23 protein-coding genes, 3 tRNA genes and 2 pseudogenes are annotated in these 26,357 nt (G+C 63.6%); 10 read left to right on the plus strand and 18 right to left on the minus strand.

All coding sequences use genetic code 11. From position 1 onward, the window contains the following. Positions 1–6: 6 nt before the first annotated feature. From BEP01S_RS12210 to BEP01S_RS12245, 8 genes are all read right to left on the minus strand, one after another. Positions 7–471 carry a GNAT family N-acetyltransferase gene (locus BEP01S_RS12210; protein ID WP_062243631.1) on the minus strand — a complete coding sequence of 155 codons (465 nt, stop codon included), beginning with the start codon at positions 469–471 and terminating at the stop codon, positions 7–9. A gap of 128 nt (positions 472–599) precedes the next feature. After that, a tRNA-Leu gene (locus BEP01S_RS12215) sits at positions 600–684 on the minus strand. 136 nt (positions 685–820) lie between these two features. Beyond that, on the minus strand, positions 821–1,294 hold the full coding sequence (gene bcp, locus BEP01S_RS12220) for a thioredoxin-dependent thiol peroxidase (RefSeq protein WP_062243634.1): 474 nt from the start codon (positions 1,292–1,294) through the stop codon (positions 821–823). Positions 1,295–1,432: 138 nt separating this feature from the next. After that, positions 1,433–3,187, minus strand: a complete 1,755-nt coding sequence (locus BEP01S_RS12225) for an acetyl/propionyl/methylcrotonyl-CoA carboxylase subunit alpha (RefSeq protein WP_062243637.1) — start codon at positions 3,185–3,187, stop codon at positions 1,433–1,435. A 3-nt stretch (positions 3,188–3,190) separates the two neighbouring features. Further along, the gene (locus BEP01S_RS12230; protein ID WP_083532699.1) at positions 3,191–4,903 is read right to left on the minus strand and encodes a 5-oxoprolinase subunit B/C family protein; all 1,713 of its coding nucleotides are present in this window, start codon (positions 4,901–4,903) and stop codon (positions 3,191–3,193) included. Beyond that, entirely contained in the window at positions 4,900–5,715 is an 816-nt protein-coding gene (locus BEP01S_RS12235; protein WP_244882216.1) for a putative hydro-lyase, read from the minus strand. The genes BEP01S_RS12230 and BEP01S_RS12235 overlap by 4 nt, the downstream gene beginning before the upstream one ends. After that, the gene (locus BEP01S_RS12240) at positions 5,712–6,497 is read right to left on the minus strand and encodes a LamB/YcsF family protein (RefSeq protein WP_244882217.1); all 786 of its coding nucleotides are present in this window, start codon (positions 6,495–6,497) and stop codon (positions 5,712–5,714) included. Before BEP01S_RS12240 ends, BEP01S_RS12235 begins: the two co-directional genes overlap by 4 nt. 2 nt (positions 6,498–6,499) lie before the next feature. Beyond that, the gene (locus BEP01S_RS12245; RefSeq protein WP_157070568.1) at positions 6,500–7,804 is read right to left on the minus strand and encodes an NRAMP family divalent metal transporter; all 1,305 of its coding nucleotides are present in this window, start codon (positions 7,802–7,804) and stop codon (positions 6,500–6,502) included. Between the two features lie 205 nt (positions 7,805–8,009). Here BEP01S_RS12245 and BEP01S_RS12250 point away from each other — a divergent pair, with 205 nt between their 5' ends. Beyond that, positions 8,010–8,648, plus strand: a complete 639-nt coding sequence (locus BEP01S_RS12250; protein WP_062243640.1) for a GntR family transcriptional regulator — start codon at positions 8,010–8,012, stop codon at positions 8,646–8,648. 84 nt (positions 8,649–8,732) lie between these two features. On the opposite strand, the gene BEP01S_RS12255 is transcribed toward BEP01S_RS12250, so the two are convergent. From BEP01S_RS12255 to BEP01S_RS12280, 6 genes are all read right to left on the minus strand, one after another. Then, positions 8,733–8,805, minus strand: a tRNA-Lys gene (locus BEP01S_RS12255). 150 nt (positions 8,806–8,955) lie between these two features. Beyond that, the gene (locus tag BEP01S_RS12260; RefSeq protein ID WP_062243643.1) at positions 8,956–9,276 is read right to left on the minus strand and encodes a GroES family chaperonin; all 321 of its coding nucleotides are present in this window, start codon (positions 9,274–9,276) and stop codon (positions 8,956–8,958) included. Beyond that, a complete protein-coding gene (locus BEP01S_RS12265) occupies positions 9,269–9,553 on the minus strand; it encodes a DUF3618 domain-containing protein (protein WP_062243646.1) in 285 nt (94 codons plus the stop codon). The genes BEP01S_RS12260 and BEP01S_RS12265 overlap by 8 nt, the downstream gene beginning before the upstream one ends. A 96-nt stretch (positions 9,554–9,649) precedes the next feature. Beyond that, positions 9,650–10,372 (minus strand): ASCH domain-containing protein, encoded by a 723-nt coding sequence (locus BEP01S_RS12270; RefSeq protein WP_062243649.1) that lies wholly within the window; start codon positions 10,370–10,372, stop codon positions 9,650–9,652. Positions 10,373–10,378: 6 nt separating this feature from the next. Continuing rightward, positions 10,379–11,956, minus strand: coding sequence for a hypothetical protein (locus tag BEP01S_RS12275; protein WP_062243653.1), 1,578 nt, complete (start codon positions 11,954–11,956; stop codon positions 10,379–10,381). A gap of 189 nt (positions 11,957–12,145) precedes the next feature. Further along, positions 12,146–13,834, minus strand: coding sequence for a hypothetical protein (locus BEP01S_RS12280; protein WP_062243656.1), 1,689 nt, complete (start codon positions 13,832–13,834; stop codon positions 12,146–12,148). Positions 13,835–14,059: 225 nt separating this feature from the next. On the opposite strand from BEP01S_RS12280, the gene BEP01S_RS12285 reads away from it, so the two are divergent. After that, a tRNA-His gene (locus BEP01S_RS12285) sits at positions 14,060–14,135 on the plus strand. A 40-nt stretch (positions 14,136–14,175) separates the two neighbouring features. Here BEP01S_RS12285 and BEP01S_RS12290 read toward each other — a convergent pair. Continuing rightward, positions 14,176–15,648 carry a recombinase family protein gene (locus tag BEP01S_RS12290; protein WP_280512736.1) on the minus strand — a complete coding sequence of 491 codons (1,473 nt, stop codon included), beginning with the start codon at positions 15,646–15,648 and terminating at the stop codon, positions 14,176–14,178. Positions 15,649–16,392: 744 nt separating this feature from the next. Between BEP01S_RS12290 and BEP01S_RS12295 the strand changes: the two genes are divergently transcribed. The 7 genes from BEP01S_RS12295 to BEP01S_RS12325 all read left to right on the plus strand — a co-directional run bounded on the left by BEP01S_RS12295 (position 16,393) and on the right by BEP01S_RS12325 (position 23,486). Continuing rightward, a complete protein-coding gene (locus tag BEP01S_RS12295) occupies positions 16,393–16,629 on the plus strand; it encodes a heavy-metal-associated domain-containing protein (protein ID WP_017791819.1) in 237 nt (78 codons plus the stop codon). Between the two features lie 51 nt (positions 16,630–16,680). After that, positions 16,681–18,720, plus strand: a complete 2,040-nt coding sequence (locus BEP01S_RS12300) for a heavy metal translocating P-type ATPase (RefSeq protein WP_062243662.1) — start codon at positions 16,681–16,683, stop codon at positions 18,718–18,720. A gap of 15 nt (positions 18,721–18,735) precedes the next feature. Then, positions 18,736–19,167 carry a cupin domain-containing protein gene (locus BEP01S_RS12305; RefSeq protein WP_062243665.1) on the plus strand — a complete coding sequence of 144 codons (432 nt, stop codon included), beginning with the start codon at positions 18,736–18,738 and terminating at the stop codon, positions 19,165–19,167. A gap of 35 nt (positions 19,168–19,202) precedes the next feature. Next, a complete protein-coding gene (locus BEP01S_RS12310; RefSeq protein WP_062243668.1) occupies positions 19,203–20,108 on the plus strand; it encodes an NADP-dependent oxidoreductase in 906 nt (301 codons plus the stop codon). 77 nt (positions 20,109–20,185) lie between these two features. Next, positions 20,186–20,773 (plus strand): class I SAM-dependent methyltransferase, encoded by a 588-nt coding sequence (locus tag BEP01S_RS12315; RefSeq protein WP_241897420.1) that lies wholly within the window; start codon positions 20,186–20,188, stop codon positions 20,771–20,773. A 54-nt stretch (positions 20,774–20,827) separates the two neighbouring features. Further along, positions 20,828–21,550, plus strand: coding sequence for a Crp/Fnr family transcriptional regulator (locus tag BEP01S_RS12320; protein WP_167348279.1), 723 nt, complete (start codon positions 20,828–20,830; stop codon positions 21,548–21,550). A 58-nt stretch (positions 21,551–21,608) separates the two neighbouring features. Beyond that, entirely contained in the window at positions 21,609–23,486 is a 1,878-nt protein-coding gene (locus BEP01S_RS12325; RefSeq protein WP_062243678.1) for a heavy metal translocating P-type ATPase, read from the plus strand. 22 nt (positions 23,487–23,508) lie between these two features. Here BEP01S_RS12325 and BEP01S_RS12330 read toward each other — a convergent pair whose 3' ends face one another. Together BEP01S_RS12330 and BEP01S_RS12335 are read right to left on the minus strand one after the other, a co-directional pair. Next, positions 23,509–23,820: a metal-sensitive transcriptional regulator gene (locus tag BEP01S_RS12330; protein ID WP_062243683.1), complete on the minus strand. Its 312-nt coding sequence runs from the start codon at positions 23,818–23,820 to the stop codon at positions 23,509–23,511. Then, positions 23,804–25,805: pseudogene (locus BEP01S_RS12335) on the minus strand (heavy metal translocating P-type ATPase). Before BEP01S_RS12335 ends, BEP01S_RS12330 begins: the two are co-directional and overlap by 17 nt. Between BEP01S_RS12335 and BEP01S_RS17145 the strand changes: the two are divergent. Next, on the plus strand, positions 25,761–25,952 hold the full coding sequence (locus BEP01S_RS17145) for a hypothetical protein (protein WP_244882252.1): 192 nt from the start codon (positions 25,761–25,763) through the stop codon (positions 25,950–25,952). The pseudogene BEP01S_RS12335 and the gene BEP01S_RS17145 overlap by 45 nt on opposite strands. On the opposite strand, the pseudogene BEP01S_RS17150 reads toward BEP01S_RS17145, so the two are convergent. Next, positions 25,949–26,180 (minus strand): annotated as a pseudogene (locus BEP01S_RS17150) (hypothetical protein); the annotation flags it as partial. The gene BEP01S_RS17145 and the pseudogene BEP01S_RS17150 overlap by 4 nt on opposite strands. Between the last annotated feature and the right edge of the window lie 177 nt (positions 26,181–26,357).

Consider the following 26,357-nt stretch of genomic DNA (forward strand, 5'->3'; position numbering starts at 1 on the left):
CAGTGCTCACGATTCTTTCGGCGGGGCGTCGTAGGTGAGCCAGTTCGTCTTCTTCGCGACGTCGTCGTAGAGCACCTGAGCCTGGGCGTTGTCATCGGCGGTGATCCACCGGACCACGGAACAGCCTTCGGCCGCGGCGATCATCTGCAGCCGGGAGATCAAGGCACGGCCGACACCTCGGCCGCGCGCCTCGGGATCGGTGAAGAGATCGTCGAGCCAGATTCCGACGCTGCCGGTCGAGGGACGGGAGAAGCGACGATAGTCGGCGATTCCTACGATGGTCCCGTCAGCCTCGGCGACGAGTCCCTGGCACTCGTGTGCGGGGTCGGTCAGCCACGACCACACGCGGGAGACGATCTCCTCGGAGGGCTCCAGTCGGTAGAACTCGCGGTAGGCGCGGAAGAGCTCCTTCCACCGGGCCTCGTCGGCAGGAGCGGTGGGTCGGATCGTCGGGGCCGGGGACGTCGTCATCGGCAGTCCTCTCACTAGGTTCGGTACACCAATGACCACATTACGTTCTCCGCATCTGTTCCGTGTACAGATGTGAGGACGGAAAAGTCCCCGGTGCAGAAGCCTGTTGACTTCCGTGCCGGGGACCGTGGTACGCGAGAGGGGACTTGAACCCCTACGTCCGAAGACACTGGAACCTAAATCCAGCGCGTCTACCAATTCCGCCACTCGCGCTGAAGCGGCCGCCCACGCGGCCACAACGTCCTCAAGATTAGCAGGGGCGGCCCGAGTTGTTGAAAACTCGGACCGCCCCGATGCTCACGTTGAGCACGGGCAGTTCGGCCCGCCCGACGCTCAAGTTGCAGCAGACTCAGGCCGCGTCGAGGCCCAGTTCCTTGCGCACGCGGGCGACGTGTCCGGTGGCCTTGACGTTGTACTGGGCGAGTTCGACCTTGCCCTCGGCATCGACGACGACGGTCGAGCGGATGACTCCCTGGACGACCTTGCCGTAATTCTTCTTTTCGCCGAATGCGCCCCACTCGGTCATCATCGTCTTGTCCTCATCGGAGAGCAGGTCGAAGTTCAGGCCTTCCTTCTCGATGAACTGCTGGAGCTTCTCCGGCTTGTCCGGGGAGATGCCGACGACGGCGATCCCTGCAGCCTTGAGTGCGGCAAGCGAGTCCCGGAAATCGCAGGCCTCGGTCGTGCATCCCGGGGTCATTGCTGCCGGGTAGAAGTACACGACGACGCGCTGACCTCGGAAATCGCTGAGGCTGACGGACTTCCCGTCCTGGTTGACGAGGGTGAAACCCGGGGCGGTGTCGCCGACTGACAGACGTGACATGAATGCTCCTCCTAGTGGGGTCGGTCTCCATAGTGGACAACCATTGCTGCCCACCACTCTATTCCGTTGTCGCGACCGGTGCCGCCGCAGTCCGGGCGCAGGCCCTGTCGGTGTCCCTCGCCGAGGCGGCCCGACGTCTTATTCGACCCGTGCGATGGCCTGCCCGACGGCCACGACATCGCCGACGGCCGCCGTTCGGCGGAACGTTCCCGCGACCGGGGCTTCGACCCGGGTCTCCATCTTCATCGCCGAGAGCACGGCGACCTCATCGCCGGCAGCGACCTCGGCCCCGTCGTCGACGAGGAAGTCAACTAGGCTGCCCGGCACAGGTGCGGTGACATCCCCGGCACTCGCCGAGGCGGCCCCACCGTTTCCGGCCTCGCCGCCCTGACCGGTCCCACCGACCGAGCCGAGGGCAGCGAGCAGTCCGGCGGGCAGTCCGATCGTGGTGAGCTTCCCGTCGATCTCGATCGACATGCGCTGCATCTCGCCATCGGCGACCGGGGCCGGGCGGTCCTGAGTCGCGAAGCGCGGCAGCAGCTCGGCTTCGATCCACTGCGTGTGGATGCCGTCGACACCCTCGACACCGTCGACGCCGAGACCGGTGAACGCCTCATCGGTGAGGATCGCCAGGGAGCACGGCACCACTGTGGCCGGACCCTCGACATTGAGCTCCTTCGCCGCTGTCACGGTGCGCGCGATCGCCTGCTCACGGTCGGGACCGTGGACGATGAGCTTCGCGAAGAGGGAATCGAAGGCCGGCTGCACGGTGTCACCGGCACGCACACCGGAATCCCAGCGCACACCGAGTCCACCGGGCACATCGAGGACGTCGATGCGTCCCGGCGTCGGCAGGAAGCCGCGGCCGGGATCCTCGGCATTGATGCGCAGCTCGATCGCGTGCCCGACCGGCTCAGGAGTCGATTCCAGTGATAGACCCTCACCGAAGGCGATGCGGAACTGCTCGGCGACGAGATCGACCCCTGAGGTCACCTCGGTGACGGGATGCTCGACCTGGAGTCGGGTGTTGACCTCGAGGAACGTCATGGTTCCGTCGGCGGCGAGCAGGAATTCGACGGTGCCGGCACCGCGGTAGTCCACCTCGGCGCAGATTGCTTCGGCTGAACGGTGCAGACGCTCCCGCTGCTCTGCCGTCAGCCCCGGAGCCGGGGCTTCCTCGATGAGCTTCTGGTTGCGGCGCTGCGCCGAGCAGTCCCTGTCGCCGACGGCCACAACACGGCCCTGACCGTCGCCGACGATCTGGACCTCGACATGGCGGGGACGCTCGAGGAACTTCTCGACGAAGCACTCGGGCCTACCGAAGGCCTCGACGGCCTCACGGGTCGCCGATTCGAAGGCACTGGCTACCTCGGACAGCTCGTGGACGATCTTCATTCCGCGTCCGCCGCCACCGTGGGCGGCTTTGATGATGATCGGCAGCCCCGCCTCGGCGGCGAAGGACTCGACCTCGGCCGCGTTCTCGAGGGGACGGTCGATGCCCGGTGCCAGGGGAGCGCCGACCTTCTGCGCGAGCTGACGGGCCGTGACCTTGTCGCCGAGGGTCGTGATCGTGTCCGCGGTCGGACCGATCCAGATGAGGCCGGCGGCTTCGACGGCGGCGGCGAAATCGGCGTTCTCGGACAGGAATCCGTAACCGGGGTGGACGGCATCGGCACCGGCGGACTTCGCTGCGGCGAGGATCGCATCGATGTTGAGGTACGTGTCACCCGCTGTCGTCCCAGGCAGAGCGAACGCTTCGTCGGCAAGCCGGGCATGCATGGCATCGGCGTCCTGATCAGCGTAGACAGCCACCGAGGTGTGCCCGTGCTGGGCGCAGGCGCGGATGATGCGGACGGCGATCTCGCCGCGGTTGGCGATGAGGATTCTCGACATTGTTCAGCCTTCGTTGTCGTTGGTGCGGGGTGCCTCGGCCGGACGGGTATTCGGCGTCGGTCGGGCAGAGGTGGTGAAGCGCAGCTTCACGCCCGGAGGCAGCTGCGCGGCGAGGTCGAGATCATCGACGCTCGCGATGATCGGGTAGCCGCCGGTGAGCGGATGGTCGGGACCGAAGAGCACCGGCTGACCGTTGGGCGGAACCTGTAGGGCACCGGTGACCGCACCCTCGCTGGGCAGCTCCCCGGTGCGGGCACGCTCGAGCGGAACCTCCCCGGACAGGCGCAGTCCGACCCGGTCCGATTCGTGAGTGACCGTCCAAACTTGTGACAGCAGCGTCTCGACCCCGGCATCGGTGAACCAGTCCTCGCGTGGACCCAGAGTCACCGTCATCTCCACGGTCTCACCCGCCTGCGGCAGGTCCCTCGGTCGGGCGGGAGCAGGATCGACGAGGTGGGGCGCCGTCCGCGGATCGTGCACACTGAGCGTGGTGCCTTTATCGACAGCGGCCGGACCGAGCCCAGCCAAGGTGTCAGCGGAGCTGCTGACCAGAGCCGTTTCGGCATCGATTCCACCGCGGACAGCAAGATAGCGGCGGACTCCGCGCTCGGCGGGTCCGAGTTCGAGTTCGTCCCCGTCGGCAAGGGCAAAGGCCTCGCCGAGGCGGGGTGTGAGAACCGTGCCATCGGCAGCGGTCACGGTGATCGTTCCCGTGGCCCCGGTGACAGCGGCGACGCCGTCGCCGGTTGAGCGCAGGAGCACTCCGCCGCCGAAGCTCTCCAGGCCGGCAGCGGTCTCGGCATTGCCGACGAGCCGGTTGGCAGTGGTCAACGCGCTGCGATCGGCGGCACCGGCAGCGGAGACACCCATCGATGCGAAACCGGGCCGGCCGAGATCCTGGACGAGCAGCTGCAGCCCAGGGCGCAGGACCTCGAGGGAGTGCGGGCCAACAGTGCTCGCCGCCTCATCAGTGTCGGACGTTGCCTCAGCCGAAGCAGACGGAGAATCCGACGCCGAATCTGCTGCCGCACCTGCCGCACCTGCGGCCGAACCGTTCGCCGCAACGTCGACGATCTCCCGTTCGGCCTCGACGAACTTCACGATCGTGCCGGGCACGAACAGTGCCGGGGGCTGTCGGTCGAGATCCCATAGTTTCGCATCGGTGCGTCCGATGAGCTGCCAACCGCCGGGGGAGGAGCGCGGGTAGACGCCCGTGAACTCACCGGCCAGTGCCACCGAGCCCACTGGCACACGTGTGCGCGGGGACGAGCGGCGGGGAACGGTGAAGAGCTCGTCGTCTCCGGCGAGGTAGCCGAAGCCGGGGGCGAACCCGGCGAACGCGACCTGCCAGGTCGCGGCCTGGTGGCGTTTGACGACCTCGGCGGGGGAGACGGAGAGGAGGTCGGCCACCTCGGCGAGGTCCTCGCCGTCGTAGCGGACCTCGATCGTGACCTCCCTAGCCGTATCCGAGACCGACTCCGTGTGCCCGAGCCCGCGCACCGCCTCGGCGAGGATCTCGGCGCTCGTGCGTGCGGGATCGAAGCTGAGCAGCACCGTGCGCGCGGCCGGGATGAGCTCGGTGACGCCGGGCAGATCAGCGGCTTCGAGGCTGTGGTGCAGAGCCATCGTCGCGGTCAGGTCGGCGCACTCGACGAGGAGGTGGCGCCTGGACGCGGTGTGGAAGGTCAGGGAGTCGGCCAGCGGGGTCGAGGTCATTGGCGGTAGGTGTCTTCCGGTTCGTCGGTGATGAACATCTTCCCAGGTGAGTGGGTGATCGCGAAGGGGATTCCCGATGCCTGGATAGCTGCCTGCGGGGTGACTCCGCAGGCCCAGAAGACGGGGATGTCACCGTCTTCGATGACCGGGGCGTCACCGAAATCCGGGGCATCGAGGTCAGCGATGCCGATCTGGGAGGGTTCGCCGATATGGATCGGGGCGCCGTGGACGGCGGGGAAGCGGTCGGTGATGCGCACCGCCTCGGCGACCTGGGCGGCCGGGATCGGACGCATCGACACGACCATGTCTCCGCTGACCCGACCGGCCGGACGGCAGGCCGTTGACGTGCGGTACATCGGCACGTTGCGACCGCCCTCCTGGTGGCGGATCGGGATGCCCGCCTCGGTGAGCCCATTTTCGAAGGTGAACGAGCAGCCGATGAGGAAGGACACGAGGTCCGGGTGCTTCTCCCACACCTCGGTGGCGTCGGTGACCTCGCCGGTCAGGGCGCCGTTCTCCCAGATCCGGTAGCCGGGGATATCGGTGCGGATATCGCTGCCGGGCGCCAGCGCTGAGGCCAGCTGTCCGGGTTCGAGGACGTCGACGACCGGGCACGGCTTCGGGTTGCGCTGGGTGAACAGGAGGACGTCGAAGGCCCACTCCGCGGGCACGGAGATGAGGTTCGCCTGGACGAGCCCCGGCGCCATCCCCGAGGTGGGACCGTCGAATCCTGCCCGGATGCGTGCGCGCGCTTCCGCGCCTGCCGCCCGCATCGTGTTCATGGCAGTGGTGGCCGAAGTGGCAGTGCTCATCGGCTGGCTCCGGCGAATGCGGCGATGGTGACGCCTTCGGATTCGAGGAGATCACGGGCGGCGCGGGCCATGTCGATGGATCCTTGGCTGTCGCCGTGGAAGCAGATGGAGTGCGCGTCGACGTTGACGAGGCTGCCGTCGATGGCTTCGACCTGTCCGGTTTGGACGAGGCGCAGCACGCGGGCGGCCACGGCCTCGGGGTCGTGGAGGACCGCGTTCGGCTCGGACCGGGAGACCAGGGAGCCGTCGGGGTTGTAGGACCGGTCGGCGAAGGCCTCGGCGGCGACGGTCAGCCCGGCCTCGGCGGCGACGCGGTTGGCCACGCTGCCGGCGAGTCCGAGGAAGACCAGGGAGTCGTCGATGGCCTTGACGGCGTCGACGACGACCTTCGCCTGCGCCTCGTCGTGGACGATCGCGTTGTAGAGACCGCCGTGGGGTTTGACGTAGGAGACGGTTCCGCCGACGGCCGTGGTCAGTCCGATGAGTGCACCGATCTGGTATTCGACTTGGGCCTGCAGGGTGGCTGCCGGGACGTCGAGCGCACGACGGCCGAAGCCTTCGTAATCGTCGTATCCGGGGTGGGCCCCGATGACGACTCCGCCCTTCGTAGCGGCGTCGACGGTGGAGCGGATGCCCTCGGGATTGCCGGCGTGGGACCCGCAGGAGACGTTGGCGCTGGTGACCAGGCCGAGCATGGCCGCATCGTCGCTGACGACACGGTCGGGCACGTTCTCCCCGAGGTCAGAGTTGAGGTCGATTCTCAGTTCGCTGTTGGTGGACAATGTCACCCTCCGATTCCGATCATGGCGAAGATGGGGCCGATGGACTGTGTGGCCGTGTACCACGTGACCAGTGTTGCCGCGGTGCCGATGATGAGCAACCACTTCGGGTACGAGTCAGTGCGCAGCAGGCGGGGCCTGAACCAGCCGATGTACATGAAGATCGTCAGACCGATCGGCAGGATGAGGCCGTTGAAGCCGCCGACGAAGACGAGCAGCGTGGCCGGGGCGGTGCCGAGGACGAGGTAGACGATGAGCGAGACGACGATGAAGGCCACGGTCGCCAGCTGCAGCGGCCAACCGCCTTCGAGGCGCTTGGAGAACGCGGAGAGGAACGTCGCCGAGGTGTAGGCGGCACCGATGACCGAGCTCAGTGCCGCGGCCCAGAAGATGGCGCCGAAGATGCGCATTCCCGCCTCGCCGAGGACTGCGGCGAAGGCCTGGCCGGCGGGGTTCGCGACGCTCGAGTCGAGGTCGAGGGCGACACCGGAGGCGACGACGCCGAGGATGGCGAGGAAGAGGACGTAGCGCATGACGCCGGTGACGATGATGCCCGACAGCGCCGAGCGCATGACCGAACCGGCGTTCTCCGGGCCGGTCTTGCCGGAGTCGAGGTACCGGTGGGCACCCGAGTAGGTGATGTAGCCGCCGACGGTGCCGCCGACGATCGTGGTCACGGTGGCGAAGTTGATGGTATCGGGCGCGATCGACTGTCTGAGCGCCTCACCGACCGGGGGGTTCGAGACGATGGCGATGACACAGGTGAGGATGATCATTCCGATGCCGAGGACGAGGACGACGGCGTCGACGACCTTTCCGGCGCGTTTGAACAGGAAGATGCCGATCGCCAGGACGCCGGTGAGCAGTCCGCCGAGCTTCGGGTCGATGCCCAGCAGCGCATTGAGACCGAGGCCGCCGCCGGCGATGTTGCCGATGTTGAAGGCCAGTCCGCCGACGACGATGAGGATGGACAGGAGGATGCCCGAACCCGGCACGGCCGAGGAGGCCAGTTGGGCGGCGCGTTTGCCTGACGAGGTGACCATGCGCCAGATATTGAGCTGGATGGCGATGTCGATGAGGATCGACGCGAAGATCGCGAAGGCGAAGGCCGCACCCATCTGAGCCGTGAAGGTGGCGGTCTGGGTGATGAAGCCCGGACCGATCGCCGAGGTGGCCATGAGGAAGATGGCGCCGATGATCGCGCTGCGGCTGATCTTGGAGCCGATTTCGCTCTTGGTATTTTCAAGGCCCGAGGCGGTCCCATCCGTAGCAGAGGGTTCCGGCGGTTGGGATTCCGGTGCGTGTGACATAGGAGTCTCCGACTGTCTGGTGGTCAGTTGTTCCTTCGTGTGTGTCGATGGGGTGTGGATAGCGATGACTGTGTCCTGGCGCACGTGAAGTGGTAAACAATCTAGCACTCAGTGTTCAACAAAAATAGACGGGGGTCACACTTTCCTCGTCTCTTTGTCGACTGACGGATGGGAGTTCGGTGTGCTGTTTCAGTAGAATGGAGAGGTGAATCACGATTCGTCCCTGGTCAACAGGCTCACTGACCGCCTCATCGCTGGAGAGCTGCGCCCCGGTGAGCGGCTGTCCGAAACCGCGCTGGCGAAGGAATTTGATGTTTCGCGCAATACTCTGCGTGAGGCGTTCCGGGTGCTCGGTGAGCAGGGCCTGGTCACGCATATCCCGCACCGAGGCGTCTCAGTGGCGTCACCGAGCACCGCTGATGTCGTCGACATCTACCGGGTGCGTCATCATGTTGAGTGCTCGGTGCTCGAGTACGCGCCGCGCAATCACCCGAACGCCGTGAGGATGGAGGCGGCCGTCGAGGCTGCCGAGAAGTTCGCTGCCGAAGAGAACTGGCTGGAAGTCGGCACGGCGAACATGGGGTTCCACAATGCCGTGGTCTCGTTGTCGGACAGCAGGCGGCTGATGCAGTCGTTTTCGAATGTGCTCGCTGAGCTGCGGCTGGCATTCCTCAAGGTCGAGGTCCTCGACTTCCTCCACGCGCCGTTCATCTCTCGCAATAAGGAAGTCATCGAGGTCTACCGGACAGAGGGCTCAGCGGCTGCGGCGAAGATCCTCGGCGCGTATCTCGGGGATTCCGAGCGTCAGGTGCTCGGTGCCTACGCCCGCGCCGGCCAGGACTGAGCAGCCAGGACTGAGCGACCAAGACTCGCGTGAATGCGAAAGAACCGCCTCCGACCGAAGTCGAAAGCGGTTCTCTCTGTGCTGTGCGCCCCCCGGGACTCGAACCCGGAACCCACTGATTAAGAGTCAGTTGCTCTACCAATTGAGCTAGAGGCGCATGCCGCGCTTGTTGCGCAACGAGAATTAATATTACTCAGGTGTCGACCGATCATGCAAACCGAGATCGGCCCACACTCGATTTTGTGATGAAGGTCGCAAGCCCCAGGTCAGAGTCCCTTTCCATGGGGCTGCGAACCCCAAAGGATCCCTACAGGTACATCCCGGAGCTCGACTGTTCGGCCGGTTCGGAGATCGCGTGGACATCGCGTTCACGCAGGAGGACATACGCGCGTCCTTCGAGCTCCACCTCGGCGAGTTCCTCCGGATCGTAGAGGACGGTGTCACCGAGGTTGGCCTGCCGTACGTGCGGGCCCGCCGCTACGACCTGGCCCCACACGAGGCGTCTGCCCATGCTGGCGGTGGCGGGAATGACGATGCCCGCTGAGGATTTGCGTTCCCCGGCTTCCGCACTGGGTTCGAGCAGGATCCGGTCATGGAGCATCCGGATCGGAAGGGCGGCTTCAGCCACGCTTGCGACCGGAGAGTCCGACGACGAGGGCGGCCACGCCGAGGACGAGACCGCCGCCGAGGGCGATGATCTCGGGTTTGGGCGAACCGTCTTCTTCGACGACTCCGGACTTCGCCTTGTTGACGGCCCGAGTCGCCAGCACCTTCGGGTGGATGCGGCCGACGAGCTCATCGATGTTCTCGGCGATGCGCTCCTCGCGCAGTCGGATCGACTCTGCGAGCTGTGCGGTTGTTGCCTGGTCGACGGTCACATCTGAGGTGTAGACGTTGTCAGTCATCGGGTCGAGTCCTCCCGGTCGAGAATGCTTTCCTGCGCCTGTGGCCTTCTGTCACAGTGCTTCGCTGTCCAGCTTAGCGGCTGGGCCCAGAGAGTGTCAGATATCGGCCGCGGTTCGACGGAATCTTACGATCTCGACGTTCGCGGCCGCAGGCATGTTTGGGTAGTGACTGCGGACATTGGCGATATACCGCTCCAATCCACTCTGGCGGGTGAGGTCGAGATCCTCAGGCTGCAGTTCGTCGGTTCGCTTCACCATCACCGAGGCGACTTCCACGGGGAGGGTGCCATGTTCGGTGTTCTCGAAGTACGCCAGAGCCGGACCCGTGCGGTGGCCTTCGTTCCACCGCACCGTCAGCGTCTTCGTCCCATTCGTGACGGCGTCGAAGTAGCGAGCGTGGAACCTCAGCAGTCGTTTCGGTGCAGAATCCGGATGTCGGTAAGAGTGGGGGAGCAGAGCGGGGACCGTGGCGATCGACGGTTCGCCCGTGGTGTCAGCCGGAGCGATGACGAGGGCATCGGGATGGAGGTCGAGGAGGACCTGTCGGCATCGTCCGCACGGAGCCAGCAGCCCACGGCCTTGGTCGCCGACCGCGGCGATCGTGACGAGCGGACCGGCGTTCGCGGCCGCGGCGGTGCCGATCGCGACGAGTTCCGCGCAGGGTCCACCGTTGAAGTGGTGGACGTTGACACCGGTGTGGATTCGCCCGACAGTGTCCATGGCGGCAGCGGCAACGGTGTGGTTTTCATCCGGCCTGAGGCTGCGTACGAGTTCTTTAGCGGCGGCGATTACGCGCAGCTCTGAGTCGAAGAGGCCCATTCGGCCTCAGTCCTGTTTTCCGCGGCGTCCCATGAGGTAGATGATAAACCCTACTGCTGCCATACCGGAGGCGGCGAGAACGAAGATGGGCCAGGAGCTGACGATCGTGGAGATGATGGATTCGCCGAACGAGGTCGCTGGATTCTGATTGGCCCTCGGGGACGGCTGATCGCCACCCGTGATGAGGTCCGTATCGTCTTTGGGCGTCTGTTCGTCTGGGTTGCGAGGAACCGGATCCGAATAGTCGGGGCGTTCTGCGCCCTCGTCATCTCCGGGCAGAAATTCATCACCTGCGGTGCCGGGGATGGTTTCGCGTTCGTAGTCGGGAGAACCGTTGCCGTTTGACGGGTCCGGGGTGGTGCCGTCGGCGTCTGAAGTGCCGGCCGACGAACCGGCACCGTCCGAATCCTTCTCGTCGTCCTCGCCGGAATCCGAGCTGTCGGAATCGCTGCTGCGAGAGCCGTCGGAGCCCGAACCGGTATCGGAATCAGATTCCCTGCCGTCGGAGTCCCCGTCGGCAGACGTATCTGCCCGTTCCGTCGAGTCCGAATCCGACGAGGTGGTGCTATCGGTCGAGCTGGTGCTGTCGTCAGAGGTGTCGCTGTCCGAGGACGATCCGTCCGTGCCGGCGTCGCTCGCGGAACCGTCATCGGCTGTGACGCCGTCCGTGTCGGCAGATTCGCTGCTGTCGCTGTCGGAACCGTCCGACGAGGTCGACCCGTCCGCCGTCGGAGCGGGGTCGGTGTCCTTCGACCCGCCGTCGGCACCGGCCTCTGAATCGTCCGAAGTGGATCCGTCCGGGTCGCTGGATGCTTCGGACCCGTCGTCGTCCGGGTAGGGCTGTCCTTCGGTGACGACGATAGTGCCGTCCTTGACCTCAAACGTCCACGCGGGGTCCGGTCCAGAGGGAGCGAACTTCTCGAAGTTCATCGGCTCGGTCTGACCTTCGGCAACGATCTGACCTTTGTCGTTGAAGTGGTATTCCGAGGGTGCTGATTCAGCAGTCGCCTCGTCGACGGACTGTCCGCTGTCGTCGGTGTCCGATTCGTCCGCGGTCGAGTCAGAGGCAGTGTCGTCGGATGACTGTGCCGGAACGCGTTTCATCGACTGTTCCGGGGCTTTGAAAGACTTACCGACCCAGCTCTTCGGCAAGGTGCCGTCAGGGGCATCCTGATCGTTCTCTGGAACGGACATCTCATTGCCGATCTTGTGCCAGTCGGCCGTGAGTTCACCGTCGATCGCGCAGGGTTCGTCTGAGGTCCAATCCTGATCTTTGCAGGCTTTGTCGCCTTCTTCCTCGTCGCCATCGACCTCGGTCACGCCGTTGTCAGCGCTGCTCGACTCCGCCTCGGCGCCGTCAGTGCCGTCTGCTGTTGTGTCAGCGTCATCGCTGGAAGAGGAATCTGCGCCGGCAGTTGAATCGGCTCCCGCAGAAGCATCGGCGTCGGGGTTCGAACTGGCATCGACCGTGGGAATCGGCGAGCTGAATGCAGGCGTGACAGTCGCCGAGATCGGTAGTGCTGCCAGGGCAAGCGCGGAGCCGATTGCGGCGGCTCTGCGGCTGAACCTGTGTGAGACTGGCACTACGTTCCTTCGCGGTGGGGATTCCGACTTTATTGGTCAAGGGGACATGACGTTCAGACACATCGGGCACTATCTTAATGTCTCGACCAGATGTGTTAAAGCCGCTGGCGTGTTTCGCCGTGGCGCGGGATCCATGACAGGACCGCGCTTCGGGGCCGGCGAGCAGTCGCCTGCAACCCCTTCAGGGAATCAGCGATCCTGAGTTTCGGACTTCTTCGGATATGCCCGAACGGTCGAGTCGTCGCCGAGCACCAGGGCCTTCTCGCCTTTGTCCACGACCGCCAGCAGATCGGTATCCGTCTTGAATGCCTGCTTGCCGGCGAGGAGGCATGACGTGTTCGTATCCATCGTGCAGGGGACGATGGAACCGCGAGGCTCGGAGAGATGGATGTCACGGCTGGAGACGTCCATGAGCAGCAGGCCCGACTCCAGGTCGAAGAGGTAGGGGCCGATGTAGGCGCGTTCTCCGGCCTGTCCGCGCACCCAGGACTTCTCGCCGACGATGTCGGTCGTCGTGGTCACGGTCGAAAGGATCGACCCGTCTTCGAGGGAGTGGACGACGAGCTGGATCCTGTGACCTGAATTCGTCGAAGCGCCCTGTTCGCCCCACAGCGTGATCGCCTTGCCGTGGCCGGCCGAGATCCAGTCGATGATCTTCAGCTCGTCGCCGGGGCTTTCGAGATCGATGCTGCGTTCCTCGCCGGACTTGATGTTCTTCGCCTTGACCGGACCGTTCCAGTCCGAGCTGAAGAGCTCATCGTTGTCGATGGCCATCGGTGTCGAACCGGCCTGCGGGGTGGGGACGTTCTCCAAGCCATCGGCACCGAAGGTCGAGAGTTTGTTGCCTGATTTGATGAGCACGCTCTTGCCGGCCGAAGTGATGCGTGCCTTCTCCGGAAGCTGGTAGCTCTTCGGCTCCGACTCTCCGTCGAAGAGCGCCTCGGCGGTATTGCCCGACTGCCACAGCAGCGCCGGTTGCCCATCGATGACGGTGTCGACGGCGAAGGTCGGGGATTCGTCGATCTTGGTCTTGTATCGGGACTTGCCGGTGTCTGCGTCGAGGACTTCGAGGCGGTTGTCGTTGACGAGGAGGACTCCGCGATCGGAAGCCGTCACCGAGGCGCGCTTGGGCACCTTGGCTTCCCACGTTGGGGAATTGTCGTAGCTGGGCACAATGTCTTTGGTCTTGTCGACGGAGAGTTCGGATGCGGGATTGACCTGCTGTTCCGAACCGATCGTCTGCGGGGTGTCAGGGGAGTCGACGGGGACGATGTTGGGAACGACGAAAGCGCCGATCATGAGGATTGCCAGACCGATAAGCACGAGCCCGGGGACGGTGATCTTCTTCAGTCGCTGCGGGCGATTGCGAGCCGAGCGTTTACGTACCGGTGTCTTCTTCACCGTCGGAGTGGCCGGTGCGGCCGGCCCGGAGAATGGTGTGCCCATCGGGTAGCTGTCGCCGTTCGACCCTGCTGAATCGTCCTGGGCAGCGTATCCGTTCTGCCCACCTGCGGCCTGGCCGTTCGTGCTCTGGTCGGCATTCTCCGAATGCCCGGTCTGTCCGGTCGACTCAGCCGAACTATCTGTCGAACCATCTACTGAACCACCCGCAGCCGAAGCGGTAGACGATTCGCCCGCGACATCCTCGGCGGTGGTGTCTTGTTTGGGGGCGGCCCCGACCCTGCCTGTCGCATCGATGCCGATCTCGGTCGTCTTCGTACCGTCGTCGATCGTCACGGCCAGGGGAGTCTCGGTCGCCTTGGCATAGTCGCCGAGGTAAGTGATGGCCTGCCCGGTGTCCGAATAGCGACTCGTCGCCCCGTTGAGGGTGGTGTAGGTGAACCCGTCATCTGAGACGGAGATCAACGCACGAGGCATGTACAGGGTTCCTTGAAGATTATCGAGGACAGGGCCGTGTCAATACTAATGAATGTGGAGGGGTGCTCCTACCAGTTTTCCGAAACCGTTATAGATCGCTACTGAATCGTTGCACGTAATGAGATCTGTGTCTCATTGAGGCTCAAGGGCGGTTCTGGTTTGCCCGGGTCAAGTGGTGCGGTTAAGATGTATCTTGCTGTCTGCACGTGAAGTGCAGCGCATGTGGTGGGTATAGCTCAGCTGGTAGAGCGCCGCGTTGTGGTCGCGGATGTCGCGGGTTCAAGTCCCGTTACTCACCCCAAATGGGAGAGGTTCAAACCCTCGACAAGAGTAACCACTCTTTATCCGGTTTGAGCCTCTCCCTTCTTTTTCGCTTCAGCGGCCCAGTTCAGGGCGTTCATCTGCTCCTCCGTGTCGCAGAGCGAACCGAAGGGGCGCTCGTACTCGACCCGCACATCTCCTTCTTCCTCGATGAAGATCCGATGAAAGAACGCCTGGTTGCACAGCCGCCGGTTCGCGTCATCAGCACGTTGATAGATGCTGACGATGTTGGCGAGCAACCCGAGCGAATCATCGAGGTTCGCCCGGGCTGACGCATACTCGTCATGGTGCGCTTCGAGCCGGTGTTGAATGTCACCGATCTGGTTCGCGATGCGATCTTGCTCCTGCTTCAACAGGTCGATCGGTACCGCCCCCGCATAGTGGGCTTGCAACAGTTTCATTCGCTCATCGTCAAGACGGTCGCGCTCGCTCGTCAGCCGCGACAGTTCTTTCGTCTCGTTCGCCATGAGCAGATCGAAGTCGGCGTGGATCTTCCCGGCGAGGTCTTGCCGCAGCCCAGGTGACACTTCGATCATCTCGTAGTACTTCTCGATGAGCCGCTCAACATCTTCGATGAGCATCGCCTGACTCGTGCACTCGGTCTTTCCCGAGTGCCTTCCCGAGCACACGAAATACGGGTAGACGTTGCCGTGCCGGTTCTTCGCATTGGTGATAATCAGGCGTTCGCCGCACTGGCCGCAATAGACCGTGCCCTTCAAGTAGTGGTCATGCACTTGGGTCGCATCAGCCGCGGACTTGTGTGCGTCGAGCACTGCCTGCACCTGATACCAGACCTCTTTCGGCACGATCGCTTCGTGGCTGCCCTTGTAGGTTGCACCTTTGAACCTCACATCTCCCTTGTAATACGGGTTCGAGAGCAATCGGTGCAGGGTTGAGATCGCGATCGGCTTCGAGGGACGTTTCGGTGTCGGCAGGGTGGTGAGCCCACGGGCGATTAGTTCGCGATGGATCTGAGAGAGCGTCCACCTGCCCGATGCGTACACCTGGAACGCCCACGTAATGTGCGGCGCACGCTCTTCGTCGACCTGCACGGTACGGTTCTCACGGCCGCGCTCGTCGCGCACACCCACATTCACATTGCCGATCGGTGCTCGATTCGTGGTGCCACCCTGCGCGGCTTTCTGTGTGAGCCCCTTCACTGTTTCGGTAGCGAGGTTTCGCGAATAAAACTCGGCGATCGATGACATGATGCCGTGTAGCAGCTTGCCCGACGGGGTCTCGTCAATGTTCTCGCTAGCAGAAACGAGCATGACCCCTGCGTCGCGTAGCGCGAGATGGATGGCTACATCGTCGGCCCGGTTGCGCGCGAGTTGGTCGACTTTGTGCACGATGCAGTAGTTGACCTGATGTTCAGCGACATACTTGATCATTCGCATCAGCTCGGGCCGGTCTGCCTTGCGCGCAGATTCGCCAGCATCAACAAACTCTTCGATAACGGGACTGATGCAAAGAAAGGTGACAGTCCTCTCCAAGTCGAGGGCGACAGGAGGAAGAAAACTGTTCAGCCAAGGCCGTTGAGTTGTGCCACCGATTGTGGCGATGACGTAGCAGGTAGAGGCCGCCTGCCCTCAGCATACGCCGAAGGCTTGTGCGCTGGGAACCCGAAATTCCAAATAGTCGCTCAACCGAAAACAGAATCCCACGCACTCAATCCAAGAATGTCGGAGGGTAATGGCAATATCAGTTATATGCACACGATGCCGATGATGGTGCAGCCCGAGCTGAGTGCAGCTCTTCCTTTGCATCCGCTCGAAGACGGGCGCCTTGGTCTCTACGCTTGGCAGGAAGAAGCATTTTGGATTGGCCTGGTTCTTGTTCCGACCGGTTTCCCTGTCAGCCGGTCGGTGACAGAAGCGTCTCGGTTTCAGCGTAGTACGCCTGTTCGACCTCGATCGGAGTACGCATATCGAGTTCCCCGTGGAGCCGCTCATGGTTCCACCATCACACGTATTCGAGGGTCGCAAGCTCGACCTGCTCGACCGTCCGCCAGGGCCTTGCTGACGGATCAGTTCGGTCTTGTAGACCTTCATGGCGCCCAGCAGATCAACCAAGAAGCGACTCACAGCACCCAAGTAGCTGGTGAGCCACAGAGAGGAGCTCCGAGCACGACTTGATCTAGGTCAAGGCTGAGGCTCTGTCAACACAATAGTCTGGGTCGTGAAGGCCAGGAACCTCCTGGTCGATCCCCGTTTCGGGGTGAAGCGAAAGGACTCATCATGGCGAACGCTACTGACACCACCCACACTCTGCTGCGCGCCGAGGGTTTCTCGTGCCCGTCGTGCGTGACCAAGATCGAGAAGCAGGTCGGCAAGCTCGATGGCGTCGAGAACGTGACGGTGCACTTCGCCTCGGGTCGCGTTGAGATCGACCACGATGAGACAAGAAGTTCCGTCGACGATCTCATTGCTGCTGTCGATAAGGCCGGCTATAAGTCGAAGGCCTCCGCGTTCTAGCCAAACGGCTCCTAACGCACTAAGTTCACCAATTCGAAAGGCGGCACATTCGTGAACGAGTTCCGTAAGTGGCGGTATGGCAACTGGTTCATTCCCGTTGTCTCGGGCCTCCTCATTCTCGTGTCGTTCGGCGTCGAAAAGCTCTTCGGCAGCAGCTGGAACGTCACGGTCGGTCCGCAATGGTGGATCGACGCTGGCGAACACGCCCACGGTTCTGGTCATGTGTTTACCCTTGCGAACGCGTTCATGCTCGCCGCAGCAATTGTCGCGGGGTACGGAATCGTCGTGAAGGCCGTCCGGGCACTGCTCGTAAAGTTCATCAGTATCGACCTGCTCGTATCGATTGCAGCGATCGGCGCGACACTCATCGGCAACTTCTGGGAAGCTGCCGCCGTGACGTTCCTCTTCGCGATCGGTCACGCACTCGAAGCCGGCACGATGAACAAGACCCGTGCAGCGCTCGCTGAGTTGGTCGCGGTGGCCCCCGACGTTGCAGTCGTGATGCGCGACGGTGAGCAGGTCGAGATCGCCGCACATCAGGTGCGCATGGGCGAGATCGTGCTCGTAAAGAACGGAGCGAAAGTTCCCGTCGACGGGCAGGTCGTGTCAGGCACCGGAGCGATCGACGAGGCATCGATCACGGGTGAGTCGATCCCGGTCGAAAAGACGAAGTCAGATCACGTGTTTGCGGGCACGATCTCGCGGGGCGGATTCCTACAGGTCATGGCGACCGGCATCGGAGCCGACACGACGCTCGCGCGCATCATTCACCGTGTCGAAGAAGCGCAGGATGCGAAAGCGAAAACGCAGGCATTCATCGACCGATTCTCGAAGTGGTACACGCCCGCGGTGATGGTACTCGCGCTTGCGGCGGGCCTCATCTCTGGTGACGTAGTGCTCGGCCTCACGTTGCTCGTGATCGGTTGCCCGGGCGCGCTCGTCATCTCGATTCCCGTGGCGATCGTAGCGGGAATCGGCCGCTCGGCCCGCAACGGGATTCTCATCAAGGGCGGCGAGTACCTCGAAACCTCGGCCAAGATCTCGGCCGTCGCAGTCGATAAGACGGGGACTCTCACCGAGGGCCGCCCGGTACTCACCGACATCGTTGTGCTCAATCCTGAAGCGGATCGGCGCGAGGTGCTTCGCTGGGCAGCCGCCGCAGAAGCAGGGTCCGAGCACCCACTTGCCCGCCCGATCCTCGACACCGCACGAGAAGAAGGAGTGGCCCCCGAGGGCCTTCCGGGATCGGTCACACCGGTCGTGGGCAAGGGGATCGTGGCCGACGCTCACGGCAAGCGGGTACTCATCGGTAACGTGCCGCTGCTCGAACAGTACGGGATCGTGAACGACGCGGGGGCGGCTGTGGCTGCGAACAAACTGGCAGCGGCAGGCAAGACCCCCATGATTGTCGCGGTCGATGAGAGAGTGCTTGGCGTAATCGGTGTCGCAGACACGATCCGCGAGGATGCCCCCGAGATGATCAGGCGCTTGCACGCTAGCAGGGTGCAGAAGGTGGTGATGCTCACCGGAGATACGCGCCTTGTCGCCGAAGCCATCGGTGAGGCGGTCGGTATCGATGAGATCCATGCTTCGTTGCTACCCGAGGACAAGCTCGACGCTGTCGCGCGGTTGCAGCGCGAGGGGCACACGGTCGCGATGGTGGGCGACGGCGTGAACGACGCCCCGGCCCTCGCGACCGCCGACATTGGTGTTGCCATGGGTGCAGCGGGCTCAGCGGTGGCCGTGGAGACGGCAGACATTGCCCTGATGGGCGACAACCTCTTGAAACTGCCCGAAGCAATCAGCCTCGCCAAACGCACCGTGAACGTCATGCGCCAGAACATCTGGATCGCGCTCATCACCGTTGTCGTGCTGCTCGTCGGGGTCTTCGCAGGGGGTGTCACGATGGCTATCGGCATGCTCGTGCACGAGGGATCGGTGCTCATCGTAATCCTCAACGCGATGCGCCTGCTGCGCAACACCCAAGGAGCCACTGCGTTGTCGAGGAGTGAACGCGCCCGAGCCGCACATGAAACAGGCCGCCCGGTCGAACCAGCCACGGCCGAGAGTTCATCCGAACTTCCATCTTAAGAAAGGACCACACACATGAGTGAGAACCAGTTCAGCGTCGGCGAGAAGGCGACGCACTTCATCATCGACGAGGTCGCGAAAGCAAACATGAATTTTCGTCAGGTGCTCTGGACGGGAAAGCATTCCCAACTCGTTGCGATGACGATTCCGGTGGGCGGGGAGATCGGCGACGAGGTGCATGACACCACCGACCAGTTGCTGAGTTTTGTGTCGGGCAGCGGAGAGGCCGACCTTGACGGCGAGACGCACACCGTTGATGCTGGCGACCTGTGCGCTGTCCCGGCCGGTACTCGCCACAACTTCCGCAACACTGGCGATGAGCCTTTGGTGCTCTACACCGTCTATTCACCTCCGGAGCACGCAATTGACGCGGAGTATGCCACGAAGGAACTCGCTGATGCGGCAGAGGCTTCGGGTGAAGACGCTCCGCCACAGGCAACCACGTAAGTGTCACTCACCTGGAGAATGAGGAGAAGTCAATAATGTCGAAAGCGCTGGTCTTCGCCGCCTATGGCGGCCCCGAGACGCAGGAACTCGTTGAACGCCCCGCTCCGGCGCCTGGGCCTGGAGAGCTCGCGATCGAAGTGAAAGCGGCCGGGGTGAACCCTGCTGACTGGAAGATCCGTGCGGGGCAGATGGGCTCCCACTGGCCGCTTCCCGCACCGATGGGCCGAGAGGCCTCCGGTGTCGTCACCGCCGTAGGCGCAGAGGTCGAGAGCTTCGCTGTCGGTGACATGGTGCTCGGCCTCGCGGCCAAAGGACAGGGAACGTTCGCGAAGCACACGGTGTTGGATGCGGCACAAACCGTCCAGAAGCCCGAAGAGCTTTCCTTTGCTGACGCTGCAGCACTGCCTGTCGCAGGGGCGACTGCGTATGACGTGACGCATCAGATCGAGCTGGAACCTGGTCAGACGATGCTGATTCTTGGCGCCGGAGGTGGGGTCGGGCTGATGGCGGCGCAGATCGGCAATGTGCACAAGTTCACGGTCATCGGTGTGGCCAGTGCAGCGAAGCAGGAACTGGTGGAGTCGACCGGCGCGACGTTCGTTGCCTCCGGGGAGGGTGCGGCTGACCGGGTGCGTGCCATCGCGCCGGAGGGTGTTGATGTGCTCATCGACGTGGTCGGTGGGCAGGCGCTTCGTGATCTCGCGGTCGTCGCCAAAAACCCGAGCGTCATCATCAGTACCGCAGACCCGACCACCGTGCAGCAACTCGGTGGCGTAGCGGTGGTGCGCACGCGTGAAGGGCTCGAGAAGGTCACCGGCGTCGCCCAGTACGGTCTCGTCGACCCGCAGGTGACGGACCGGTACAGTCTCGATCGGGCTGCGGAAGCCGTCGCCATGGTGGAGGCTGGGCACACTGCCGGCAAAGTGATCATCGAACCATGACCCAGCGGCCTGAGGCACCGACGGACGCCGTATTCACAGCAGCACGGACGTCTGATCCTGTGGCCTCAATAAACCGGGTGGCCGATGCATACGGGTCGCCTGAGGTTGATATCGAGGGCATTCTCGGCGCCGAGATCTCACCGGATGACCCTGACCGTGCGGTCATCGAGCCGTGGGCCGCGGCAGTCGATGGCCCCATTCTTGATGTCGGCGCGGGTACCGGGCGTTGGACCGGTCACCTCGCACGCCTCGGACACACGGTGGAAGGGCTCGAACCATCGGATCGCCTCATCACGATTGCCCGAGCCAGACATCCCGCGGTTGTGTTCCATCACGATTCCATCGAAGATCTCGCCCGTTGCGAGATCCGCTGGGGCGGGATCCTCGCCTGGTATTCGACCATTCACATGAGCTCAGAAGAGCTCCTACACGCGCTCGCAACACTGCGCACTCGGCTGGGTGACGGCGGATCGCTGCTGATGTCCTTTTTCGCGGGGCCGCGGCTAGAGGCATTCGACCATCCGATCGCCGCCGCATACCGGTGGCCGATGAACAAAATGGTCGAAGCCCTCACCCACGCCGGGTTCGAGGTGATCGGGCAGCGCTCGAACCCGCGGACGCCCCACGCGTACATCACTGCACGCGCCACCCCTGGCTTCAGCTGAAGCGCGGGTGTTGTGCCACGAGTCGCTATACTAGAAGGGAAAGGAAGGACGCCGTTGGCTGTTTCAACCGATGTGGATGCTGATCCAGCAAATGATCTCTGCGTGGCCCGTGTACCACTGTTTCAAGGGCTCACACATGCGCAGCAAGTGGAAGTTGCGGGATTTGCACGGACCGTCCGATTAGACGCTGTCGAGCAGGCGTATACAGCAGGCTCGGATATGTCGCAGTTGATGGTGGTGCACACCGGTCAGGTGAAGATCGCTCGCACAAGTGCGGCTGGGCACGAGCAGGTGATCCGGGTCCTCGGGCCGGGCGACTTCATCGGAGAATCCGCGTTTCTCACCGGCACGAGACCCGATCACGCAGCAGAAGCGCTCGTGCATACCGAACTGTGCGTGTTCCGTCATGCCGATCTCGGGCGTCTCGTCGAGAAGCATCCGAGCATCGGGCTGCGCATGCTGCAAGGAGTGAGTCAGCGCTTGGATGATACTGAGGCGCGACTGGCTTCTGTCATCTCGGGAAACGTGAGCTCTCGTCTCGCCGATTACCTGCTCTCGCTCCCTGCGACGCCAGGGCCGCGAGGAGCCACCGACGTGACGCTGCCGCTCGCAAAGAAGGACATCGCTTCGCTCCTGTCCACGACACCAGAGTCCCTCAGTCGGCAACTTCGCAAACTCACCGACACCGGGGTGATCTCACAACAGGAACAGGGGCGGATCACGATCACTGATGTGACCGCGCTCACCGCACTCTCAACCCTCTCGAAGAGAGACTGAGAACAGCACCGTGCCAGCCCAGACCATCGCCCCACGTACCTCGGAAGCGTCACACGCAATGTCATCGACGGTGGAATTTCTTCGCACCCGCAAGCTCATGATGTTCGTGCTCGTCGGTTTGGCGACCGGGGTTATGCTCTGGCTGACCGGCGCAGAGATGGCTCTCGGGGTCACCGCATACTTGGTGCTCGGTATCGTGATCGTGATCACCGCGATCGACATGTTCAAAGATCTGATGCGCGGGCATTGGGGGCTCGACATCCTTGCGGTCATCGCCATGATCGCGACACTCGCCGTACAGGAATATGTCGCGGGGCTCATCATCGCGTTGATGCTCACCGGAGGGGAAGCACTCGAAGACCTCGCCGCTCGCCGCGCGAGCCGAGAACTCGACCAACTGTTGAACCGAGCCCCAGCATTCGCGGGTCGAATCCACCCGGTAACAGGTGAGGTCGAACGCATCGCGATCGAAGAGGTGAAAGTCGGCGACGAACTGCTGGTGCGCTCCTCAGAGATCCTCCCCGTCGACGGGGTGCTCCTATCGGATCACGCGACGATTGATGAATCATCCGTGACCGGTGAGCCGATCCCGGTGAACTACCACGCGGGCGACCCACTGCTTTCTGGAACGGTCAACAGCACGACGAGCTTCACGATGCGCGCGCAGAAGGTGGCAGCCGATTCGAACTACGCCTCGATCGTACGGTTGGTCGAGGAGGCCGTGGACTCCCGGGCACCGATGGTGCGACTCGCCGACCGTTATGCGGTGCCGTTCACCATTGTGTCATTGCTGATTGCGGGCTTCGCGTGGTTTCTCAGCGGGGACCCGGTGCGATTTGCCGAGGTACTCGTTGTGGCGACGCCGTGCCCGCTGCTCATCGCCACCCCGGTCGCGTTCATGGGCGGGATGAGTTCCGCGGCAAAGCTCAACGTCATCATCAAAGACGGTGGCGTGTTAGAGGTGCTCGCCCGGGTCCGTGCAGTCGCATTCGACAAGACCGGCACCTTGACCGAAGGTAAAGCCGACGTCGTCGAGATTCACCCTGCTGCTCTCACCGTAGACGAGACGCTGCAGCTCGCGGCCGCCGCCGAGCAGTACTCCGTGCACGTGTTCGCCGATCCGATCGTGGCATCGGCACGCACACAGCAACTTGAGCTTCCCGAAGTGGTGACGGCCGACGAGGTGGCAACAAACGGTGTCCTCGCCTCCCTGGCAGACGGCACCTCGGTGCGAGTGGGCAAGCCCTCATTTATCGAAGAGGTGACCGGGCCGATCGATCGACCCGTACTCTCAGCTGGGGAGACGGCCGTCTACGTATCGGTCGGTGACGAGCTCGCCGGAGTGATCATCTTGTCCGACCCGATTCGTGAGCAGTCTGCAGACACGGTGTCCCGTCTTCGCCGAGCAGGCGTGGCCGAGATCGCGATGGTGACCGGTGATATCACGTCGACCGCGGAGTCTGTCGCACACGCGGTCGACATTCAGACGGTGCACGCTGAGACCACTCCCCAGACCAAGGTGCGGATTGTGCAGGCGATGCGGCCGAGACCCGTACTCATGGTCGGCGATGGGATCAATGATGCCCCGGTGCTGGCGGCCGCCGACGTCGGTGTTGCGATGGCGGGCAGGGGTGCAACGGTCGCGAGCGAGTCAGCAGCGGCGGTGATCACCTCGAACGACATCGCGCGAGTGGCAGATGTGGCCTATGTCTCGCGGCGCACGGTGCAGATCGCCCTGCAGTCGATCTGGATGGGCATCATCATCTCAGTCGGTTTGATGCTCGTCGCCGCATTCGGCTATTTGCCGGCGGTGGTGGGAGCGCTGCTGCAAGAGATTGTTGACCTTGCGGCCATTCTGTCGGCGCTCCGCGCGCTCCGAGCGCACCGGGGTGCGCGGCGCGAGAGCCCTGCTCGGCGGGAAGTGCCGGTAGGCTAACCCGCGAGGCCGACTCACACAGTCACGATCGGATCAGCCGGTTGACCGCGGCAGTGGCCTCCTGAATCTTCTCGTGGGCGGCCTCGTCGCTAAGCTTGGCGGCATCGAGCACACAGTGCTTCAGGTGATCATCGAGCAGCCCCGTCGCCACCCCCTGCAGCGAGCGGGTGAGCGCACTGACCTGGGTCAGAATGTGGATACAGTACTGCTCTTCGTCGATCATGTTCGCGATGCCCCGGGCCAAACCTTCGATTCGTTTCATGCGCTGCAGGTAGCGCTTCTTATCGCCGATATACCCGTGGTGCGACGCGTGCGATTCAGTGGTTGATGACATGTGCTGATCCTGGGCTGCGTGAGGTCAGTTCGTGCGTTCGAGCACGGCGCAAGAGCTGGGCATTCAGCGCCACGACGATCGTCGACAGCGACATCAGAATCGCTCCGACCGACATCGGCAGCACGAACCCGACGCGGGCGAGCACACCGGCGGCAAGCGGCACCGAAATCAAGTTGTACCCCGCCGCCCACCACAGGTTCTGTTTCATCTTGCGGTAGGCAGCACGTGAGAGTTCGATCACTGAGAGCACCGAACGGGGGTCAGAGCTGGCGAGGATCACCCCTGCCGACGCGATCGCCACATCGGTGCCCGCCCCGATAGCGATACCAACATCGGCTTGCACGAGGGCGGGGGCATCGTTGACGCCGTCGTCGACCATCGCGACAGCCGTGCCTTCGTGCTGCAACTCGGCCACCTTCGCGGCCTTATCTTCGGGGCGCACGCCCGCGAACACACGGTCGATACCGAGTTCGCGAGCAACCTCCCCCGCGACGGCTGCAGCGTCACCGGTGATCATCACGACCTCAACACCGAGCCGATGCAGTGCGGCGAGGGCATCGCGCGACTCCGGGCGAATCTCATCGGCGAGCTTCAGCCCGCCGATCATGATTCCGTCGCGAACGACATGCAGAATGATGGCACCTTCGGCCCGCCAGGCATCGGCTGCACCGATCTCGGGCTGCCCGGTTTCTTCCAGAAGCCGGGGCCCACCGACCCGAATCTCGTGGCCGGCCACGGTGGCGGTGACGCCAACCGCCGGTGAAGAAGAGAACCCGGTGGCGGGTGCAAGGCTGAGGCCTCGGTCGCTCGCCGCGGCGACGATCGCTTTGGCGAGGGGGTGCTCGCTGTCGGCCTCGGCCGCGGCAGCCAGGGCCAGCAGGGCGTGCTCGTCAACATCGCCGACTGGCGCGACACCGGTGACAACCGGTTCGCCCTTGGTGAGTGTGCCCGTCTTGTCGAAGAGCACCGCGTCGACTTGGCGCATCGTCTCGAGCGCGAAACGATCTTTCACGAGCACCCCGCCGCGAGCCGCGCGCTCGGTGGCGATGGAAACCACGAGCGGAATCGCCAAGCCGAGCGCGTGCGGGCAGGCGATCACTAGCACGGTAATGGTGCGCATCACGGCCGCATCTGGGTCGCCCACGAGCATCCAAACGATCGCGGTGATGACCGCTGCGGCGAGGGCGAACCAGAACAGCCACCCTGCAGCCCGGTCGGCGATGCGCTGCGCCCGAGACGACGAGTCGGTTGATGCCGGCAAGTGTCGTGTCGTCTCCGATGGCGGTGACTCTGACCCGCAGCCCCGAATCGGTCGCGACCGTGCCGGCGGTCACCGCATCGCCCTCGCTGCGGGTCGCGGGGTGCGATTTGCCGGTGATCATCGATTCATCCATGGCCGCACGTCCGTCAACAATCATGCCGTCGGCCGGCACGCTGCCGCCCGGGCGCACGATCACGAGATCATCAACGCGCAACTCCGCCGGGCTCACCGTGACGGCCGTTTCACCCTCGACCCGCTCGGCTTCGTCGGGCAAAAGCGCCGCGAGGGAGTCGAGCGCAGAAGTGGTCTGGGCGAGCGAACGCATCTCGATCCAGTGCCCGAGCAGCATAATGACCACCAGCAGCGCGAGTTCCCACCAGAATTCGAGCTCGTGATGCAACAGCCCGAGTGTTGCGCCCCACGATGCGAGGAAGGCCACGGTGATGCCCAGGGCGATCAGCAGCATCATGCCCGGTTTGCGGGCCTTGATTTCGCTCACCGTGTCCGTCAAGAATGGGGAGCCGCCCCAGACATACATCACGGTGCCGATAACAGGTGCGATCCACGTGGCCCAGCCTGGTACTGAATAGCCGAGGATCATGGCAAACATTGGCGAGAACGCGACGACTGGCACCGCGAGCTCGAGATTCACCCAGAACAGGCGCCGAAACTGTGCCACATGATCGCCGTGGCCGCCGTGGCCGCCGTGACCGCAGTGGCCCATATGGCCAGCGTGACCACCGTGATCCTCGTGCCCAGTGCGCTCGTGGTGCTCGTGGCCACTGTGAGGCCCGTGGTCGTGCCCGTGGCCCGAGTGTGGCTTCGTCATGGGTGTCTCCTCTCGGCTGGGCGACCGGGCCCGGTGTGCTAGGCAGCCTGCTTGGTGATGGACGTGAAGCCGCGCAGACGCAGGCTGTTGCCAACGACGAAGACGCTCGAGAACGCCATCGCCGGCGATCATTGGGTTGAGCATACCGAACGCTGCGACCGGAATCGCTGCCACGTTATAGGCGAACGCCCAAGACAGGTTCGTCTTGATGGTGCCGAGCGTCTTGCGTCAGAGTCGGATCACATCGACAGCGCTCCGCAGATCGCCGCGCTACTGCCTTTACTCACCGACCTTCAAGCAGTTCGTCTTCCGACCCAGATTTGTAGAGCGAATGGCAGAAGCTGTTGAGAAGTACCAAGCGCTACTTTGCCGTGCGCCGGTCGAAAAAGGTTCGGTCAAAGTCTGACGGGTTGCAGAGGAGATCGAGTGCCGTCGCACTGGCGGCAT

Origin of the sequence: Brevibacterium epidermidis NBRC 14811, from assembly GCF_001570805.1 — a bacterium.
Classification (GTDB): domain Bacteria; phylum Actinomycetota; class Actinomycetes; order Actinomycetales; family Brevibacteriaceae; genus Brevibacterium; species Brevibacterium epidermidis.